The 17,317-nt window shown below is 69.0% G+C and carries 11 protein-coding genes and 1 pseudogene; 4 read left to right on the plus strand and 8 right to left on the minus strand.

Translation table 11 applies throughout. The features are described from left to right. Window positions 1–21: 21 nt before the first annotated feature. The 3 genes from ULB03_RS20600 to ULB03_RS20610 all read left to right on the plus strand — a co-directional run bounded on the left by ULB03_RS20600 (window position 22) and on the right by ULB03_RS20610 (window position 4,346). Window positions 22–2,133 carry a methyl-accepting chemotaxis protein gene (locus ULB03_RS20600; protein WP_322484948.1) on the plus strand — a complete coding sequence of 704 codons (2,112 nt, stop codon included), beginning with the start codon at window positions 22–24 and terminating at the stop codon, window positions 2,131–2,133. Window positions 2,134–2,244: 111 nt separating this feature from the next. Further along, window positions 2,245–3,513 (plus strand): TolB family protein, encoded by a 1,269-nt coding sequence (locus ULB03_RS20605; protein WP_322484949.1) that lies wholly within the window; start codon window positions 2,245–2,247, stop codon window positions 3,511–3,513. Window positions 3,514–3,572: 59 nt separating this feature from the next. Continuing rightward, window positions 3,573–4,346, plus strand: coding sequence for an alpha/beta hydrolase family protein (locus tag ULB03_RS20610; RefSeq protein WP_322484950.1), 774 nt, complete (start codon window positions 3,573–3,575; stop codon window positions 4,344–4,346). A 66-nt stretch (window positions 4,347–4,412) separates the two neighbouring features. Here ULB03_RS20610 and ULB03_RS20615 read toward each other — a convergent pair whose 3' ends face one another. The 3 genes from ULB03_RS20615 to ULB03_RS20625 form a co-directional block, all read right to left on the minus strand. After that, a complete protein-coding gene (locus ULB03_RS20615) occupies window positions 4,413–7,520 on the minus strand; it encodes an efflux RND transporter permease subunit (protein ID WP_322484951.1) in 3,108 nt (1,035 codons plus the stop codon). Beyond that, entirely contained in the window at window positions 7,517–8,653 is a 1,137-nt protein-coding gene (locus ULB03_RS20620; RefSeq protein ID WP_322484952.1) for an efflux RND transporter periplasmic adaptor subunit, read from the minus strand. The genes ULB03_RS20615 and ULB03_RS20620 overlap by 4 nt, the downstream gene beginning before the upstream one ends. A 97-nt stretch (window positions 8,654–8,750) precedes the next feature. Next, window positions 8,751–9,380, minus strand: a complete 630-nt coding sequence (locus tag ULB03_RS20625; RefSeq protein ID WP_322484953.1) for a TetR/AcrR family transcriptional regulator — start codon at window positions 9,378–9,380, stop codon at window positions 8,751–8,753. A gap of 293 nt (window positions 9,381–9,673) precedes the next feature. Here ULB03_RS20625 and ULB03_RS20630 point away from each other — a divergent pair, with 293 nt between their 5' ends. After that, the gene (locus tag ULB03_RS20630) at window positions 9,674–10,057 is read left to right on the plus strand and encodes a VOC family protein (protein WP_322484954.1); all 384 of its coding nucleotides are present in this window, start codon (window positions 9,674–9,676) and stop codon (window positions 10,055–10,057) included. A gap of 103 nt (window positions 10,058–10,160) precedes the next feature. On the opposite strand, the gene pyk is transcribed toward ULB03_RS20630, so the two are convergent. The 5 genes and pseudogenes from pyk to ULB03_RS20655 all read right to left on the minus strand — a co-directional run bounded on the left by pyk (window position 10,161) and on the right by ULB03_RS20655 (window position 17,053). Beyond that, window positions 10,161–11,579 carry a pyruvate kinase gene (gene pyk / locus ULB03_RS20635; protein WP_322484955.1) on the minus strand — a complete coding sequence of 473 codons (1,419 nt, stop codon included), beginning with the start codon at window positions 11,577–11,579 and terminating at the stop codon, window positions 10,161–10,163. 205 nt (window positions 11,580–11,784) lie between these two features. Further along, window positions 11,785–12,579, minus strand: a complete 795-nt coding sequence (gene fabI, locus ULB03_RS20640; protein ID WP_322484956.1) for an enoyl-ACP reductase FabI — start codon at window positions 12,577–12,579, stop codon at window positions 11,785–11,787. After that, a complete protein-coding gene (locus ULB03_RS20645; protein ID WP_322484957.1) occupies window positions 12,576–13,793 on the minus strand; it encodes an acetate/propionate family kinase in 1,218 nt (405 codons plus the stop codon). The genes fabI and ULB03_RS20645 overlap by 4 nt, the downstream gene beginning before the upstream one ends. 4 nt (window positions 13,794–13,797) lie before the next feature. Continuing rightward, complete coding sequence (locus ULB03_RS20650) at window positions 13,798–14,781, minus strand: phosphate acetyltransferase (RefSeq protein ID WP_416211165.1); 984 nt, start codon at window positions 14,779–14,781, stop codon at window positions 13,798–13,800. A 32-nt stretch (window positions 14,782–14,813) separates the two neighbouring features. Continuing rightward, a pseudogene (locus ULB03_RS20655) lies at window positions 14,814–17,053 on the minus strand (DUF3141 domain-containing protein). Between the last annotated feature and the right edge of the window lie 264 nt (window positions 17,054–17,317).

Raw genomic sequence — 17,317 nt, forward strand, 5'->3', positions numbered from 1 at the left:
AGGATGTAGGGGGCGCCAGCCGTGCCGGTCTTCAAGAACCTTTCCCTGCGGCTGCGCATCATGCTGCCGCTGCTGGCCGTCACAGCGCTGGGGATCGCCAGCCTGATCGCCTATGCCGTGCAGGTGCAGGTCGGCGCCAGTGAAGAGGCCGCCCGCCGCCTGATGACGGAGATGGCGGCCAGCCAGTCCCGCCAGATCGTGGGCGTGATCGACGACGCCCTGGCCGCCGCCCGCACCGATGCCGCCTGGACGGCCTCCCTCATCCAGGACGGGGGCCTGGACCGGGCCGCCTATGGCCGCGCGTTGAACCGGGTGCTGGATGCCAACCCCGACATCACCGGCATCTATGCCGGGCTGGAACCCAACGCCGATGGCGGCGATGGCCGCTACAGGGGCACGCCCCAGGGGGACGCCGACGGGCGGCTGATGCTGTACGCTTACCGCCACGCCGATGGCGGCACGGGGGTGGAAACCACACCCATGACCGGCGATCCGGCGGAGGAAAACTGGTACCACCGCCCCCTGCGGGAGCGGCGGGAGGCGGTGACGCCGCCCTATTTTTATGAGGTGGGCCAGACCCGGGTGCTGATGACCACGGTGGTGGCGCCCATCCTGGTGGATGGCAAGGCGCTGGGCGTGGCCACCGCCGATCTCAGCCTGAAGCGCATCCAGGCCGACGTCGGGGCCCTGCGTCCCTGGGGGGACGGCTACGCCCTGCTGGTGTCCAGCGCGCCCGCCCGGAAGGATGGGACGCAGGATAGCGGCCAATGGGTCGCCAACCCGGATGCCGCCCGGCTGGGCCAGCCCGTCCAGGAGGCATGGGCGCGCGACCTGCTGGCCGCCGTGGCGGATGGCAGGCCGCATGAGGGCGTCTTCCGCGATCCGAAGACCCAGGCGGAGATGGCGGTGGTCATGGTGCCGGTGCGCTTCGGCCGGGCCGGGGAGGTGTGGGGCTTCGCCGTCGCCGCGCCGCGCGCCACCCTGCTGGCCGGCGTCTGGGCCACGCGGGACCGGCTGATGGGTGTGGGCGGGTTGGTTCTGGCCATCGTCTGCGGCCTAGCGGCCGTGATCGGCACCAACCTGTCGCGGCCCTTGCAGGTCATGACGGCCGTCATGGGGCGGCTGGCCGGCGGTGACACCGACGTGGCCGTGCCCGCCCGCGAGCGGGGGGACGAGATCGGCGCCATGTCGCGGGCGGTGCAGGTGTTCAAGGAACAGGCCCTGCACGTGGCGGAGCTGCGGGCGCGGCAGCAGGCGCTGGAGGACCAGGCGGCGGCGGAACGGCACCAGGCCCTGATGGGCGTGGCCACTGACTTCGAGAGCGAGGTCGCCACCCTGGTCAGGGCCTTGGGCCAGGCGGTGGACACCATGACCGGCGTGGCCGACGGTCTGAACCACACGGCGGCCCGCGTGGTGCGCGAAGCCGATGAGATGCAGGGCGAGGCGCGGCAGGCGTTGGCCAACGTGCAGACCATCGCGGCCGCGACGGAGCAGCTTTCCGCCGCCAGCGACGAGATCGCCGCGCAAGCGGTGCGGGCGGCGCAAATCGCGGCCGACGCCGTGGGCCAAGCCGAGCGCAACGGCGACCGCATGCGCCAGTTGGACCAAGCGGCCCAGCGCATCGGTGAAATCGTGGACCTGATCAGCGCCGTGGCCGGCCAAACCAACCTGCTGGCCCTCAACGCCACCATCGAGGCCGCCCGCGCCGGTGCGGCGGGCAAGGGTTTCGCCGTCGTGGCCGGTGAGGTCAAGGCGCTGGCCACCCAGACATCCCGGGCCACCGTCGACATCGCGGAACAGGTGGGTGGGGTGCAGACCGCGACGCTGGAGGCCGTGGCCGCCATCGACGCCGTCATCGCCACTGTCCGCACCATCGCCGAGATCGCCGGCCGCATCGCCGGGGCGGTACAGCAGCAGGGCGCCGCCACGCTGGAGATCAGCCGCAACATCCAACAGGTGTCCATGGGCACGGCGGCGGTCAGCCAGCGCATCACCACCGTCAGTGGTGCCATGGCCGAGGCGGGCGACGGCGCCGGACAGGTGTTGCGCGCCGCCCAGGATCTGTCGCGCGACGCGCGGGGCCTGGACCGCCAGGTCGACCGCTTCCTGGCCGTCCTGCGCGCCAACGGCTAGCGTCCTGTCGCTTAAGCTCCTTGCTGGCGGCGGGGCGGCAAACGTGACAGGCTGGCGCCTGTTCCGGGAGCGGGGCCCGGACGTCAGAAAAACCAGGCACATGGGACCCATATGACCTCACGTTTGCACCGGGCGGCGTTCGCGCTGGCCCTGACGCTCGGCGTCGCACCTTGCGCCCTGGCGCACGCCGCTTCCCCCGCCTCGACAACGCCGGAGGCCGTGGCCCCGGCCCATACCCTGACGCCGCGCGACGCCTTCGCCCTGTCGCAGGCCAAGGACGTGCAGATCAGCCCGGATGGCAAGCGCATCGCCTACACCCGCTCGTCCGAGGATATCCTGACCGACAACGCCCGCAGCGAGGTCTGGCTGGTGGATGTGGCCAGCGGCCAGCAGGTGCCGCTGGGCGTGCCGGGCAGCAGCCGGGCACGCTGGTCGCCGGACGGCACCCGCCTGGCCTATGTCGCCAAGGGGCCGGGTGACAAGCCGCAGATCTGGGTGCGTTGGCTGTCCGGCGGAGGTAGCGGTACCGGTGCCGCCATCACCGCCCTGCCCGAAGGCCCGTCGGACATCGCCTGGTCGCCGGATGGCAAGCAGATCGGCTTCACCATGTTCGTGCCGGAGGAGGGGACCAGCTTAGGCTCCCCCCTCGCGGCGCCGGAGGGGGCGAAGTGGGCCGACCCCATCAAGGTCATCACCCAGATCAACTATCGTGAGGATGGCGAGGGCTATGTCCGCCCCGGCTTCAACCACATTTTCGTGGTGCCGGCCGATGGCGGCGCGCCGCGCCAACTGACCAGCGGCGCGTATGACGATGGCGGCGCCCTGTCGTGGATGCCGGACGGCCGCCACATCGTGTTCAGCACCAACCACGACAAGGATTGGGAACGCGATCCCCTGAATTCCGATATCTTTTCCGTCGACACCACCACCGGCGGCCTGACCCAGCTGACCACCCGCCATGGGCCGGACCAGGAGCCCGTGGTGTCGCCGGACGGCAAGCGCATCGCCTTCGTCGGCTTCGATGACAAGGAACTGGGCTACCAGAACAGCGTGCTGTCGGTCATGAACGCCGACGGCACCGACGTGCGCGCGCTCACCGCCGGCTTTGATCGCGACCTGGGCAGCCCGCGCTGGGCGGCGGATGGCCGCAGCCTTTACGCCACCTACACCGACCAGGGCGTCACCAAGGTCGCCCGCGTCACCCTGGACGGCAAGATCACGACGGTGGCCGAGGGCCTGGCGGGCAGCGAGCTGGACCGCCCCTATTCCGGCGGCGGCTTCAGCGTGTCCAAGGACGGCGCGGTCGCCTTCCCCTGGGGTGATCCCACCCACCCGGCCGATGTCGGCCTCAGCACCGGCCCGGGGAGCAGAAGCGCCTGACCACCCTGAACGCCAGCCTGTTCGCCGGCAAGACCCTGGCCCAGGTGCGGCCGCTGCCCGTGACCTCCAGCGCTGGCGGCCTGCCCATCGGCGCCTGGATGGTGACGCCGCCGGACTTCAACCCGGCCAAGAAGTACCCGCTGATCCTGGAAATCCACGGCGGCCCCTTCGCCAGCTATGGCCCCGTCTGGTCGACGCAGGATCAGCTCTACGCCGCCGCCGGCTACGTCGTCGTCTACGCCAACCCGCGTGGCTCGACGTCCTACGGCGAAAGCTTCGCCAACCAGATCCACCACAACTATCCGTCCCAGGATTATGACGACCTGATGAGCGTGGTGGATGCCGCCATCGCCAAGGGCTCGGTCGATCCCAACAACCTGTTCGTCACCGGCGGGTCCGGCGGCGGCGTGCTGACAGCCTGGATCGTGGGCAAGACCGACCGCTTCAAGGCGGCGGTGACGCAAAAGCCGGTGATCAACTGGGCCAGCGAGGTGCTGACCGTGGACGGCTTCACCTTCATGGCCAAGTACTGGTTCGGCAAGATGCCGTGGGAGGATCCGGAGCAGTACTGGCGCCGCTCACCGCTGAGTTTGGTGGGCAACGTCAAGACACCCACCGCCGTCATGGTGGGCGAGGAAGACCACCGCACGCCCCCCAGCGAGGCGGAGCAGTACTACGCCGCCCTGCAACTGCGCAGCATCCCCACCGCCCTGATCCGCGTGCCCGGCGCCAGCCACGGCGGCCTGGCCGAACGCCCGTCGCAACTGGTGGGCGAAACCAACGCCATCCTGGCCTGGTTCAAGAAGTACCGGACGGACGGTGAGGCCAAGTAGGCGACGTCTGTTAACAAAAGCCCCGGCCGGGTCACCCTGGCCGGGGCTTTTTTCACGCCGCCATCGTCACTCCGCCGGCACCGCCCTGGGATAGTGAGGCACGTCCGCGTGCGTCGCCGCCGCCCCGTCCGCCTTCACCTTGAACCACAGGGCGTAGAGGGCGGGCAGGAAGACCAGGATCAGCACCGTGCCCACGGCCGTGCCGCCGATCAGCACATAGGCCATGGACCCCCAGAACACCGACTGGGTCAGGGGGATGAAGGCCAACACGGCGGCCAGCGCCGTCAGGATGACGGGGCGGGCGCGCTGCACCGTGGCCTCGATCACCGCGTGATAGGGCGACAGCCCTTCCTCCTGGTTGGTGTGGATCTGGCCGATCAGGATCAGGGTGTTGCGCATCAGGATGCCTGACAGGCCGATCAAGCCCAGGATGGCGTTGAAGCCGAAGGGCTGGTGGAAGATCAGCAGCACCGGCACGGCGCCCACCAGGCCCAGGGGGCCCGTCAGGAACACCATGGCCATGGCCGACAGGGACCTGGTCTGCAGCACCAGCACCAGCAGGATCAGCGCCGCCATCACGGGGAAGATGGGGGCCAGCGCCGCGTTGGCCTTGCCCGCTTCCTCGATATTGCCGCCCATCTCGATACGATAGCCGGCGGGCAGCGTGGTGATGATGGGCGCCAGGGCCTTTTCGATGGCCATGGACACCTGGGGCGGCTGCAACGCGTCGTCGATGTCGGCCTGCACGGTGATGGTGGGCACCCGGTCGCGGCGGCGCAGGATGGGCTCCTCCGCCCGCACCTCGACATGGCCGATCTGGCTCAGCGGCACCAGCCGGCCGTCGGCGCTGGTCAGGGTCATGTCGCCCAGGCGGGCGGGGTCCAGGCGGTCGGGCCCGGCGCTGCGCGCCGTCACCTGCACCACGCGGATGTCCTCGCGCACCTCGGTCACCGGGGCGCCGGTCAGCAGGAACTGCAACTGCTGTGCTGCGTCGCTGGGGTTCAGGCCGATCAGGCGCAGGCGGTCCTGGTCCAGGACGAAGTGCAGGGTGGGCGTGCGCTCGCCCCAGTCCTGGTTCACCAGACGGGTGTCCGGGTTGGCCCGCATGACGGCCTGCACCTGATCCGCGATGCCGCGCAGCACGCCCAAGTCCGGGCCGGAAACCCGGAACATGACGGGGAAGCGCGAGGGCGGGCCGAACACCAGCTGCGTCACCCGCACCCGGGCCTCCGGCGCCAGGCCATCGGCGATGGCCTGGCGCAGCTTTTCCTTCAGCCGGTCGCGCGCCTTGTCGTCCGGGGTCAGGACGATCATCTTGGCGAAGGACGGGTCGGGCAGCTCGGGATTGTAGGACAGGAAGAAGCGCGGGGCGCCCTGGCCGACATAGCTGGAGACGATCTTGGCCTCGGGCTGCCGGCGCAGCCAATCCTCCACCTTCCTCGCCGCCGCCGCCGTGGCCTCGATGCTGGTGCCCTCGGGCATCTGCACCTCCGCCATGATCTCCGGCCGGTCGGAGGTGGGAAAGAACTGCTGCTTGACGAAGCCCATGCCCGCGCCGGCCAGCAGGAAGGCGCCGACCACGGCCAGGGCCACCCGGCCGCGATGGTCCACCGCCCAAGTGATCAGGCGGCGCAGCCGCTGATAGCGGGGGGTGGCATAGATGGCGGCATGCCCGCCGGGTATGGGCCGGATGTTGGGCAGCAGCTTCACGCCCAGATAGGGGGTGAACACCACCGCCACCACCCAGGAGGTGATCAGGGCGAAACCCACGATCCAGAAGATGTTGCCGGCGTATTCCCCCGCCGTCGAATGGGCGAAGCCCACGGGCGTGAAGCCGATGATGGTGACCAGGGTGCCGGACAGCATGGGGGCGGCCGTGTGGCTCCAGGCGTAGGCGGCGGCCTTGATGCGGTCGTACCCTTCCTCCAGCTTCACCACCATGATCTCGATGGCGATGATGGCGTCATCCACCAGCAGGCCCAGGGAGATGATCAGGGCGCCCAGGGTGATGCGGTCGAAGGCGCGGCCGGTCAGCTGCATGATGACGAAGACGGCGGCCAGGGTCAGGGGCACGGCGGCGGCCACGACAATGCCCACGCGCCACCCCAGGCTGGCCAGGCTGACGAACATCACCACCGCCAGGGCCACGAAGAACTTCAGCATGAACTCACCCACCGCCTCGTGGATGTTCACCGCCTGGTCGCTGACCTTGGACAGCGTCAGGCCCACCGGCAGCTCGGCGGCGATCTTCCTCTCTTCCGCGTCCAGCGCCTTGCCCAGTTCCAGCCCGTTCCAGCCATCCTGCATGACCACACCCAGGGCCAGGGCCGGGTCGCCGTCATGGCGGATCAGGTAGGTGGGCGGGTCCTCATACCCGCGCTTCACCTCAGCCACGTCGGCCAGGCGGAAGGTGCGGCCGCCGGCGACGATGGGGGTGTCGCGAATTTTCTCCAGGTCGTCATAGGCGCCGTCCAGGCGGATGAAGACCTGGGGGCCATCGGTGTCGATGGACCCGGCGGGCGTCACCGTGTTCTGCCGCGCCAGCGCGTCGAAGATGTCGCGGGCGCTGATGCCCAGGGTGGCCAGGCGGGCGTAGGTGAAGTCGACGAAGATGCGCTCCGGCCGTTCGCCCAGGATGTCCACCTTCTTCACGCCCGGCACATGCAGCAGCCGCTGGCGCAGGGTTTCCGCCTCGCGGGCCAGTTGGCGGGCGGGCATGCCCGGCGCCTTCACGGCGTAGACGGCGAAGTCGGTGTCGGCATACTCATCGTTCACGAAGGGGCCCAGGGCGCCCGACGGCAGGGTGCGGGCCTGGTCCCCCAGCTTCTTGCGCGCCTGGTAGAACTGCTCGGGCACGGCCGACGGCGGGGTCTTGTCCTGCAGGGACAGGGTCATCAGCACCATGCCCGGCCGGGTGAAGGTTTCCACCCGGTCGTACCAGCGCAGCTCCTGCAGGCGCTTCTCCAACGGTTCCGCCACCAGGTCCTGCATCTCCTGCGCCGTGGCGCCGGGCCAGACGGCGCTGACCGTCAGGACCTTGATGGTGAAGGGTGGATCCTCGGCACGGCCCAGCTTCAGGAAGGCGTAGACGCCGGACAGGGTGATGGCCACCAGCAGGAACAGGGTTATGGCCCGCTCGCGCACCGCCAGGGCGGACAGGTTGAAGCCGCTCATTTGCCGCTCTCCTTCGCCACGGCCACCGCCTGGGCGATGCGCACACGCTCGCCCGCGTGCAGGAAATGGCCGCCCAGGGCCACCACCCGCTCGCCGGCCGCCAGCCCGCCCAGCAGGATGGCATCCTCGGCGCCCAACTGCCCGACCTTGACCGGGCGGAAGGCGATGGTGGCCCGATCGCCATTGATGGGGTCGCCGGCGGCTTCCGCCGTCAGTACCCAGACGCCGGGGCCCTTGCCCTCGTCGACCAGGGCGCCCAGCGGGATGGAGACGGGCGGCGCGTCGTCGTTCCCCTGGGCCAGCCGCACCGTCACCGTGGCCCCCAGGGGCGCCTGCGCGGCGGGACCGTCCAGGACGTAGCGGGCCTCATAGGTCCGGGTCTGGGCGTCGGCCGCGTCCGACAGCTGGCGCAGGGTCGCCGTGACCCGCGCCGTGCCACCGTACAGAGTGGCGCTGGCGGTGGAGCCCACGGCTGGGCGCATGGTTTCCGGCAGGTTCACCGCCGCCTCGCGCGGGCCGGCATGGGCCAGCCGCACCACGATCTGGCCGGCGGTGACCACCTGCCCGGGCTCGGCCGCCGTGTCCATGACCGTGCCGTCGGCATCCGCCACCAGGGTGGTGTAGGCGCTGTCGTCCTGCGCCACGCGCAACTGCGCCTGGGCGGCGTCCAGTTGGGCCTGGGCGCTGTCGGCGGCGGCCTTCTTCTGGTCGTAGGCGGAGGGGGAGACGGCGCCGCTGCCCACCAGGGCGCGATAGCGCACCTCGTCCGCGCGGGCCTGGGTCAGCGTGGCCTTGGCCATGGCCACCTGGCCCTGCTGGGTGGTGATGGCGTGCAGGTAATCGGTGTTGTCCATCCGCATCAGCGGCTGGCCGGCCTTCACCGTCTGGCCCGGGTCCACCAGGCGCTGCGTGACCTTGCCGGCCACGCGGAAGCCCAGGCCGCTCTGCACCTTGGCGGTGATGACGCCGACGAAGGCCCGCTCCTCACGGGCGGCCGGCTGGGCCGTGGCCACACGCACCAGACGCTCCGCCGTGCGCGGGTCGGGGGCAGGCTTGTCACAGGCGGAAAGCGAGGTGCCGGCCAGGGCCAGGGCGGCCAGGGTCAGCAGACGGGCAGATACGGACAAGCGCATGGCGAAGCTCCAACCCTGAGGAAGCCTCGACCATACTTACGAGTGACGATTTAGTCAATCCGTCACTCGTAGAACATCATCCGTTGATTATCACATGTCAGGGCCGCAGGCCGCGCAGCACCAACCCGGCCAGCGCCGCCGTGGCGGCTTCCATTTTGTCCAGCTTGTCTTCCAGCATCAGGGGGTGCGCGAACGGCCATAGCGTCTCCTCGATCGCCAGGCAGACCTCGTCCAGCGGGGTTTCACGCTCGAACTCCCCGGCCTCGCGCCCCTCGACCACCAGGGTGCGCACCATCTCGCGCAATTCCTCCTCATACGTCGTGCCGGCGTGCCAGTTCTCGGTCACGGCGGTGACGACGATGTCGTGCAGCCGGCGTTCCTCAAAGAACAGGGCGGCGCCAGCGCGTGCCAGGGTGGGGTGGAAACGGCGCAGCCGGTCGGCGGCGGGGACGGGCTCCCTCACGATGGCGCGCAACTGGGCGGTGATCTCGCTCAGGCAGCGGGCGCAGATGGCCTCGCCGATGGCTTGCTTGCTGTTGAAGAACTTGTAGATATAGGCCGTCGACAGGCCGATGGCCTTTGCCAGGTCCGCCACCGTCGTCTTGTGATAACCGTAATGACGGAAATGCTGGTCGGCGGCCTCGACGATCTGCGCGCGCCGTTCGTGGTCGATGGGGCCGCGTTGCCCTGCGGCGGCGGCGGTGGCGCGGGCGGACGGGGTGGTCATCAGGAGGCTGCCTTTATGGAAAGATGTCGAACGGCCCCTCGTTGGGCGTCCGGTGGGAAGCCATCGCGCGGGCGCATGCCGTCTCTATGTAAGTGACAAATAACGATTTTGCAATGTCGTCACTCCTTCCGGCCCGGCACCCCCTGCCTCTCGTTCTTAAGGACAACGCGGCGTAAGCCCTTGAATTGATTTCAAAGGCAAAAAGTCAATCCTCACATGGCATCATTGTTGGGGCTGGCCGCCTGTCTATAGTCATCCTACCCATTCCGCGAAGAATTAAGGGGAGGAAGACTATGGCAATCTACACCCACGTTTCCGTCGGGACCAATGACCTGGCCAAGGCCCGAGGCTTCTATGACTCCGTCCTGGCCAAGCTGGGCCTGAAGCGCGTGGCCGATCTCGGCGACAACGGCTCCATCTGGGGTGAGGACAAGCCGTCCTTCTTCGTCCTGAAGCCGGCCAACGGCCAGCCCGCCACCGTCGGCAACGGCGTGACCGTGAGCTTTGAGGCGCCGAACCGCGCCGCCGTCGACGCCTTCCATGCCGAGGCCCTGGCCCAGGGCGGCGTGTGCGAGGGCAAGCCGGGCCCGCGCGGCTGGGCCCCCAACGCCTACGCGGCCTATGCCCGCGACCTGGACGGCAACAAGCTGGCCGCCTATTGCTTCAAGCCCGAATAACCGTCTTCCCGCACACATGAAAACGGCGCCGCAGCGATGCGGCGCCGTTTGTCTTTGGGCGCATGCCGCCGGACGCGATGGCGTCCGGCACCCCAGGAAGCGCTTACCCCCCGATCTGCAGCATGCGCAGGTTGTTGGTGGTGCCGGCCTGGGCGAAGGGGATGCCGGCCACGACGATGATCTGGTCGTGCAACTTGGCGAACTCGGCACTCTGTGACACGGCGGTGGCGACATCCACCATCTGTTCGTAGGAATGGATGTCCTCCGACAGGGCGCTGTGCGTGCCCCAGAGCAGGCACAGGCGGCGCGACACGGCCTGGTCGGCGGTGATGGCCAGGATGGCCACTTCCGGACGCTTGCGGGCGATACGGGCGGCGGTGGTGCCGCTGGAGGTGAAGGCAACGATGACCGGGGCGCGCACGGCCTCCGCCAGGTCGGCGGCAGCGGAGGCGACGGCGTGCGGCGGGGTCTGCTCCACCCCCGGCTCCGACGCGCGGATGAGGGAGTGGTACAGCTTGTGCCGCTCGGTGGTGGCGATGATGCGGTCCATCATGGACACCGCTTCCAGCGGATAGGAGCCGCTGGCCGATTCCGCCGACAGCATGACGGCGTCGGCGCCGTCATAGATGGCGGTGGCCACGTCCGACGCCTCGGCGCGGGTGGGGGTGGGGGCGGCCACCATGCTGTCCAGCATCTGGGTGGCGACGATCACCGGCTTCACCGCCAGGCGGCAGGCGCGCACCAGTTCCTTCTGACGGCCGGGCACCTCTTCCTGCGGGATTTCCACGCCCAGGTCGCCACGGGCCACCATGATGGCGTCCGACAGGCGGATGATGTCGTCGATCTGCTCCAGCGCCTGCGGCTTCTCGATCTTGGCCATCAGGCCGGCGCGGTCGCCGATCAGGCCGCGCGCCTCGATCATGTCGCTGGGCTTCTGCACGAAGGACAGGGCCACCCAGTCCACGCCCAGGTTCAGGCCGAATTCCAGGTCGGCGCGGTCCTTGGCGGTCAGGGGCGACAGGTTCAGCAGGGTGCCGGGCAGGTTGACGCCCTTGCGGTTGGAGATGACGCCGCCCACCACGACCTCGGCGGTCATGGTGTCGTCGCCCAGGCTGGTCACCTTCACCCGCACGCGGCCGTCGTCGATCAGCAGGTGGTGGCCCGGCAGGACGGCGGCGAAAATCTCGGGGTGCGGCAGGGGGATGGCGTCACGGTCGCCATCCTGGCCCTTCAGCACGAAGCGGATGGTGTCGCCCTTGGCCACCGTGATCTTGCCGTCCTTGATGGTGCCGACGCGGATCTTGGGGCCCTGCAGATCCTGCAGGATGCCGATGGGCCGGCCCACTTCCTTCTCCAGCGCGCGGATATGGGCGTGGACCTTGGCGTGGTCCTCATGGGTGCCGTGGCTGAAGTTCAGGCGGAAGGTGTCCACGCCCGCCAGGAACAGCGCCTTCAGCATCTCGGGTGAGTTGCTGGCGGGTCCGACGGTGGCGACGATCTTGGCACGGCGGTGGCGACGCATTGTTGTTTTCGGCCCTGGCGGGCCGCCCCAGAAGTGAATGCCGGTTGGAAACGGTTTCCGGGCGCACCATCGGCATGGCTAACGGTTGCCCGGTCCGGTTGGCGGCGATGGTACCCGCTTCGCCCGCCGACAACAACATGGGGATATGCGAAATTCCGGTTAAAGGCGGTAATTTTACTACATGACACGCCCCGGCGGGCGCGTCTCAGATCACGATGTTCGCGCCGCCGTCGATATAAAGGGTGCTGCCCGTCAGCCGTCGCGCGAAGGGGCTGGCCAGGTAGGCGCAGGTGTAGCCCACGTCCATGATGTCTACCAATTCCCCAACCGGCGCGCGGCTTATGGCGTCGTTCAGCAGGCGGTCGAAGTCCTTCAGGCCCGACGCCGCCCGGGTCATCAGTGGGCCGGGCGACAGGGCGTGCACCCGGATGTGCTGCGGTCCCAACTCATGCGCCAGGTAGCGGCAGGACGCCTCCAGCGCCGCCTTGACCGGGCCCATGACGTTGTAATTGGGCACCACGCGGTCGGCGCCCAGGTAGCTCATGGCGAACATGGCGCCGCCCTGCGTCATCAAGGGCGCCGCCAGCTTGGCCATGCGGATGAAGGAGTGGCAGGAGATGTCCATGGCGCGGGCGAAGCCCTCGGCGGAGCAGTCCAGGAGACCGCCCTTCAGGTCCTCCTTGGGGGCGTAGGCGATGGAATGGACCAGGATGTCCAGCCCGCCCCAGGTATCGCGCACCGCGTCGAACACCGCCTCCAACTGGCCGGGCGCCGTCACGTCTAGCGGCAGGAACAGGCGGGCGCCCAGTTCCTGCGCCAAGGGTTCCACATGCGGCTTGGCCTTGTCGTTCAGGTAGGTCAGCGCCAGTTCCGCCCCCACCTCATGAAAGGCCTTGGCGCAGCCATAGGCGATGGATTGGTCGTTGGCGATGCCCACCACCAGGGCGCGCTTGCCGGCCAGGATGCGGTGGGGCGTGGGCAGGTGGATGTCCGTGGTCATGGGGTCCCGTCCGTCAGCAGGCGCCGCGTGTGGCGGGCGATCATCAATTCCTCATCCGTCGGCACGATCCAGGCGGCCACGCGGCTGCCGGGCGCGCTGATGCGGGCGGTGTCGCCTTCGGGCCGGGCGTTGGCCGCGGCATCCAGGGTCACGCCCAACCAGGCGGCGTGTTGGCAGACGGCGGCCCGAACGCCGGCGCTGTGCTCCCCGATGCCGGCGGTGAAGACCAGGGCGTCCAGGCCGCCCAGCGCTGCTGCCAGCGACCCGATCTCCCGCCCGATGCGATAGGTGAACAGGTCCACCGCCAGCTTGGCCCGGGGCTCGGGCGAGGTTTCCAGTGTGCGCATGTCGCTGGAAAGGCCGGACACCCCCAGCAGGCCGGATTGCTGGTACAGCAGCTTTTCCAGGTCGCGCGGCCCCATGCGCATCTCGTCCATCAGGTACAGCAACACGCCGGGGTCCAGCGTGCCGCAGCGGGTGCCCATGGGCAGGCCCTCCACCGCCGTGAAGCCCATGGTGCTGGCGACGCTGCGGCCGTCGTCCATGGCGCACAGGCTGGCGCCGTTGCCCAGGTGGGCCACGATGACCTTGGCGCCGCCCAAGCCCAGCTCGCCCAGGTGGGAGGCGATGTACTCGTAGGACAGGCCGTGGAAGCCATAGCGGCGCACGCCCCGGTCCGTGATCGCCGCCGGCAGGGCGAAGGCCTGGGCCAAGGGCGGCTGGGCGGCGTGGAAGGCGGTGTCGAAGCAGCCCACCTGGAACAGGCCGGGCGTGCTGGCCAGGATGCTGCGCGCCGGCGCCAGGTTGTGCCGTTGATGCAGCGGGGCCAGGGGCACCAGGGTCGCCAGCCGGTCCAGCACGGCGGTGTTCAGCGCCGCGGGGGCGGTGAAGTCACTGCCGCCGTGGACGATGCGATGGCCCACAGCCTCCACCTTGTGGCCTTCCAGATGGGTGTTGATGAACCCCATCAGGAAGCGCGTGGCGGCGTCATGGTCGAAGGCGCCGGCCTCCGCGCCGGTCCAGCGCTGCTCCCCCACCACGTCGCCGGCGGGGTGCCGGGCGATGAAGTGGGCGTTGTCGGTGTGCAACCCCTCGATCTGCCCCTTCAGGAACAGTTCCAGGTGCCGCGTCTCATCCGCGAACAGCGAGAACTTGATGCTGGAGGAGCCGGCGTTGATGACGATGATGGCGTTGCTGATCTTCCTGCGGCGCATGGGCTCACCCCACCGCCAGGGCCGAGACGGTGCGGCGGTGCCGGGCGATCAGGGCCGCCACGGCGCAGGAGGCGAGGCGGGCCGGCACACTGTCGGCCCGGCTGGTCAGGATGATGGGCACGCGGGCGCCCAGCACGATGCCGGCGGCGTCCGCCCCCGCCAGGAAGGTCAGGCTCTTGGCCAGCATGTTGCCGGCCTCCAGGTCCGGCACCAGGATGACGTTGGCGTGCCCGGCGACGGGGGAGGTCAGGTGCTTGATGGTGGCGGCTTCGGGGCTGATGGCGTTGTCCAGGGCCAGGGGGCCGTCCAGGATGGCGCCGGTGATCTGCCCACGCTCCGCCATCTTGCACAGGGCGGCCGCCTCGATGGTGGAGGGGATCTTGGGGTTCACCGTCTCCACCGCCGACAGGATGGCCACGCGCACCTCGCCGAAGCCCAGGATCAGGGCCAGGTCGATGGCGTTCTGCACGATGTCCACCTTCTCCGCCAGGGTGGGGGCGATGTTGACGGCCGCGTCGGTGATGATCAGCGGATCGTCATGGCCGGGAATGTCCATGACGAAGCAGTGGCTGAGCCGCCGCGCGGTGCGCAGGCCGGTCTCCGTCCGGACCACGGCGCCCATCAGCTCATCGGTGTGCAGGCTGCCTTTCATCAGCGCCTCGGCCTTGCCCTCGCGCACCAGTTCCACCGCCCGCTGGGCGGAGGCCACGCTGTGCGGCGTGTCGATGATGGGCAGGGACGCGATGTCCAGGCCCGCCTGTTCGGCCACGGCCCGGATGCGCGCCTCCGGCCCCACCAGGATGGGGGCGATCAGGCCCAGGCGGGCGCCGTCCACCGCGCCCTCCAGCGCGCTCTGGTCGCAGGGATGGGCCACGGCCGTGGGCGGCGGGCCGGCCTGGTGCGCGGCGGCGATCAGGCGCTGGTACTTCTTGTGGCGGGCGATGTCGGCCTGCACCCGGGGGGTGGTCGCGGCGGTGGGGCTGTCCATGGCGGTCTCCAATACGGGCGGGTCGAAAGCGGTCAGGCGGCGGTGCTGGCGTTCCCGCGCCTCGGTTTGGCGGGCGCTGCGCTGGGCGCAGGTGTGTCGGCGGATTGGAACAGGGCGATCACCTGCTCCAGCCGCGCCGCCACGGCGGCGCCGGGCGGATCGCCGGCCTCCACCAGGCGGCGCAGGGCCGTGGCGGCGGTGGCCCGCGCGTCCGCGTCGGGTGGCAGCAGGGTGGGTAGGGCCGCGATGGCCGCCGCCTCGTCCCGGTGCAGCAGCGCCGACTGCTCCCGCACCAGGGCCTTGAACTGGGCCAGGCTCAGCCGCTGGTCCGCCGGAGTCTGGTGGCGCAAGGCCCGCAGCACGGCGAAGCGCCGCTCATCGGCGCCGGGGTGAGCGTCCGCCTGCATGACGTACAACAGGGCTCGGGTGACGGCGGTCGCCAGGCCATCGTGGTTGGTATCCGTCGCCGTATCCGCGTCCGCTGGCGGTGGGATATCCATCGGCTGCCGCGGCGGGGGCTCCACCCCGATGGCGGTTTGCAGCAAGGCGGAGCCGTAAACCGTCATGAAAAAGGTTTCCGTGGCCCGGTCGCGCAGTTCGCGCCAGGTGTCCAGCGCCTGGACGACGCTGTCCGACACGGCCTCCTGCACCTTCAGGAAGGGATTGTCGGGCGCCACGGGCCGACGGTGGGCGCGGGCGGTTTCCGCCAGGGCGGCGATGGGCCGCATCAGGGGGTTCTTGTCTGAGAACACCTCGAACCGCAGCCGGTTGGGATGCAGGCGGCGCAACAGCTCCGCGCTTTCATCCGTCGCCAACTGCCGCACCACCGGGCGCAGGGTATGGGCGTACAGGTCGCCGTTGAGGGCGGAGACGCGGGCCACGGTGGCGAACCGGCGGTCGTCACGCACATCGTTGCCGCCCAGCGCCCGGATGTCGTCCAGGCCGCGCCGCTCGAACCGGGTCAGATACCGGCCGGACACCAGTTCGGCGTGCGCCACGCCGGTCTTTTCCGTGAACACGGCCTGGTAAAGGCCTGGCGGCAACATGTCGATCAGGTCCATGGTCCGGGCGAATTCGTCATGTTCCTTGGTCGCCACGGTGGCGGAGACGAAGATGCCCAGGTGGCCGATGCTGGGGTGCAGGGAATAGATGATGGTCTGGCCGCCGGCCTCCAGCTCCGCGTCGCTGTCGTACAGGTCCAGAATCCAGTCCAGCGCCTGCTGCGGCGGGGTGATGTCGTCACCCCAGGAGCAGAAGACGATGATGGGCGACTTGATGGCCCGCAGGTCGACCTTGCTGCCGTCCGACAGGGCGATGCCGCCCCGGGTCAGGCGGTTGCCCAGGAACAACTCATCGGCGATGTACTGCATCTCCCCGGCGTTCAGCAGGATGGGGCTGCCCCACCAGCGTTCGAACTCCAGGAAGCGCGGCCCTTCGGTGTCCACCTTGGAATAGACGGCGTAGTTCTTTTTCCACAGGGTGTTGGCCGGGTTCATGTTCTCGAAGTTGGCGATCAGCGCCGCGCCGTCGAAGATGCCGTGCCCCAGGTCGCCGCTCAGCGTCGTCAGCCAGGTGCCGCCCAGCAGGCCGCCCAGGTAGCGCAGCGGATTCTTCTCATGCACCCCCGCCCAGTAGGAGAGGGGGAGCCCGCGAGCACGATGGGGCCCGTCAGATCCGGCCGCGTCGCCGCCATCATCATGACCTGCCAGCCGGCTTGGCAATTGCCGATCAGGCAGGGCTTGCCATCCGCCTGCGGATGCAGGGCGGCTACCTTTTCCACGAAGGCGGCCTCCGCCCGGCAGACATCCTCCACCGTCTGGCTCGGCACCGGCTTGGGCAGGAAACCGACGAAATAACAGGGATGCCGCTCGGCGAGGGCCACGCCGATCTCGCTGTCATGCTTCATGCCGCCGATGCCGGGGCCGTGGCCGGCCCGGGGGTCGAAGACGACGAAGGGCCGCAGGCTGGGGTTCGTCGGCTTGTCCGGCAGTGGCAGGATGCGCACCAGGCAATAGTTCACGGGCCGGTCCAGCGTCCGGCCGTCCATGACCAGTTCGTAAGGGAAGCTCAGGACGTTGGGCCAGGCATCGTCCATATGCTGGAAATGGTCGTTGCCCCGCTGGCGCAGCACATCCAGGAACAGCAGGGAGCGTTGGCCCGCGTCCACCCAATAATCCACGGCCTGCTGGGCAAGGCTGGCCCAGGGCGCCGCAAAAGGGGACGGTTCCGTTCGCGTGGGGGTCATCGTGCTCGCCATCCGTGCCGTGTCCATGAAGTTCCTCGTTCGGAAAGAATGCTGCACTGCGGCAATTGTAAGCGAGAAATATGAAGGATGGGAGAAACTATCCCGTAGATTTATGTTAGTTCGGAGTCGGAACTAATAGGAGCTGTTAGCTCTATGATTCTAGTGATTATGTTTCATTTATTAATGAATGTTAGCTGGATTGTTCACCAATAATACTCAAAGCCATCTCACATGCCGTCACGCTCCAGGATAAAGCTTTCGGTTGGTGTATATTTATGATCCATGTCAACG

The organism is Nitrospirillum goiasense, assembly GCF_034427435.1.
Taxonomy (GTDB): Bacteria; Pseudomonadota; Alphaproteobacteria; order Azospirillales; family Azospirillaceae; genus Nitrospirillum.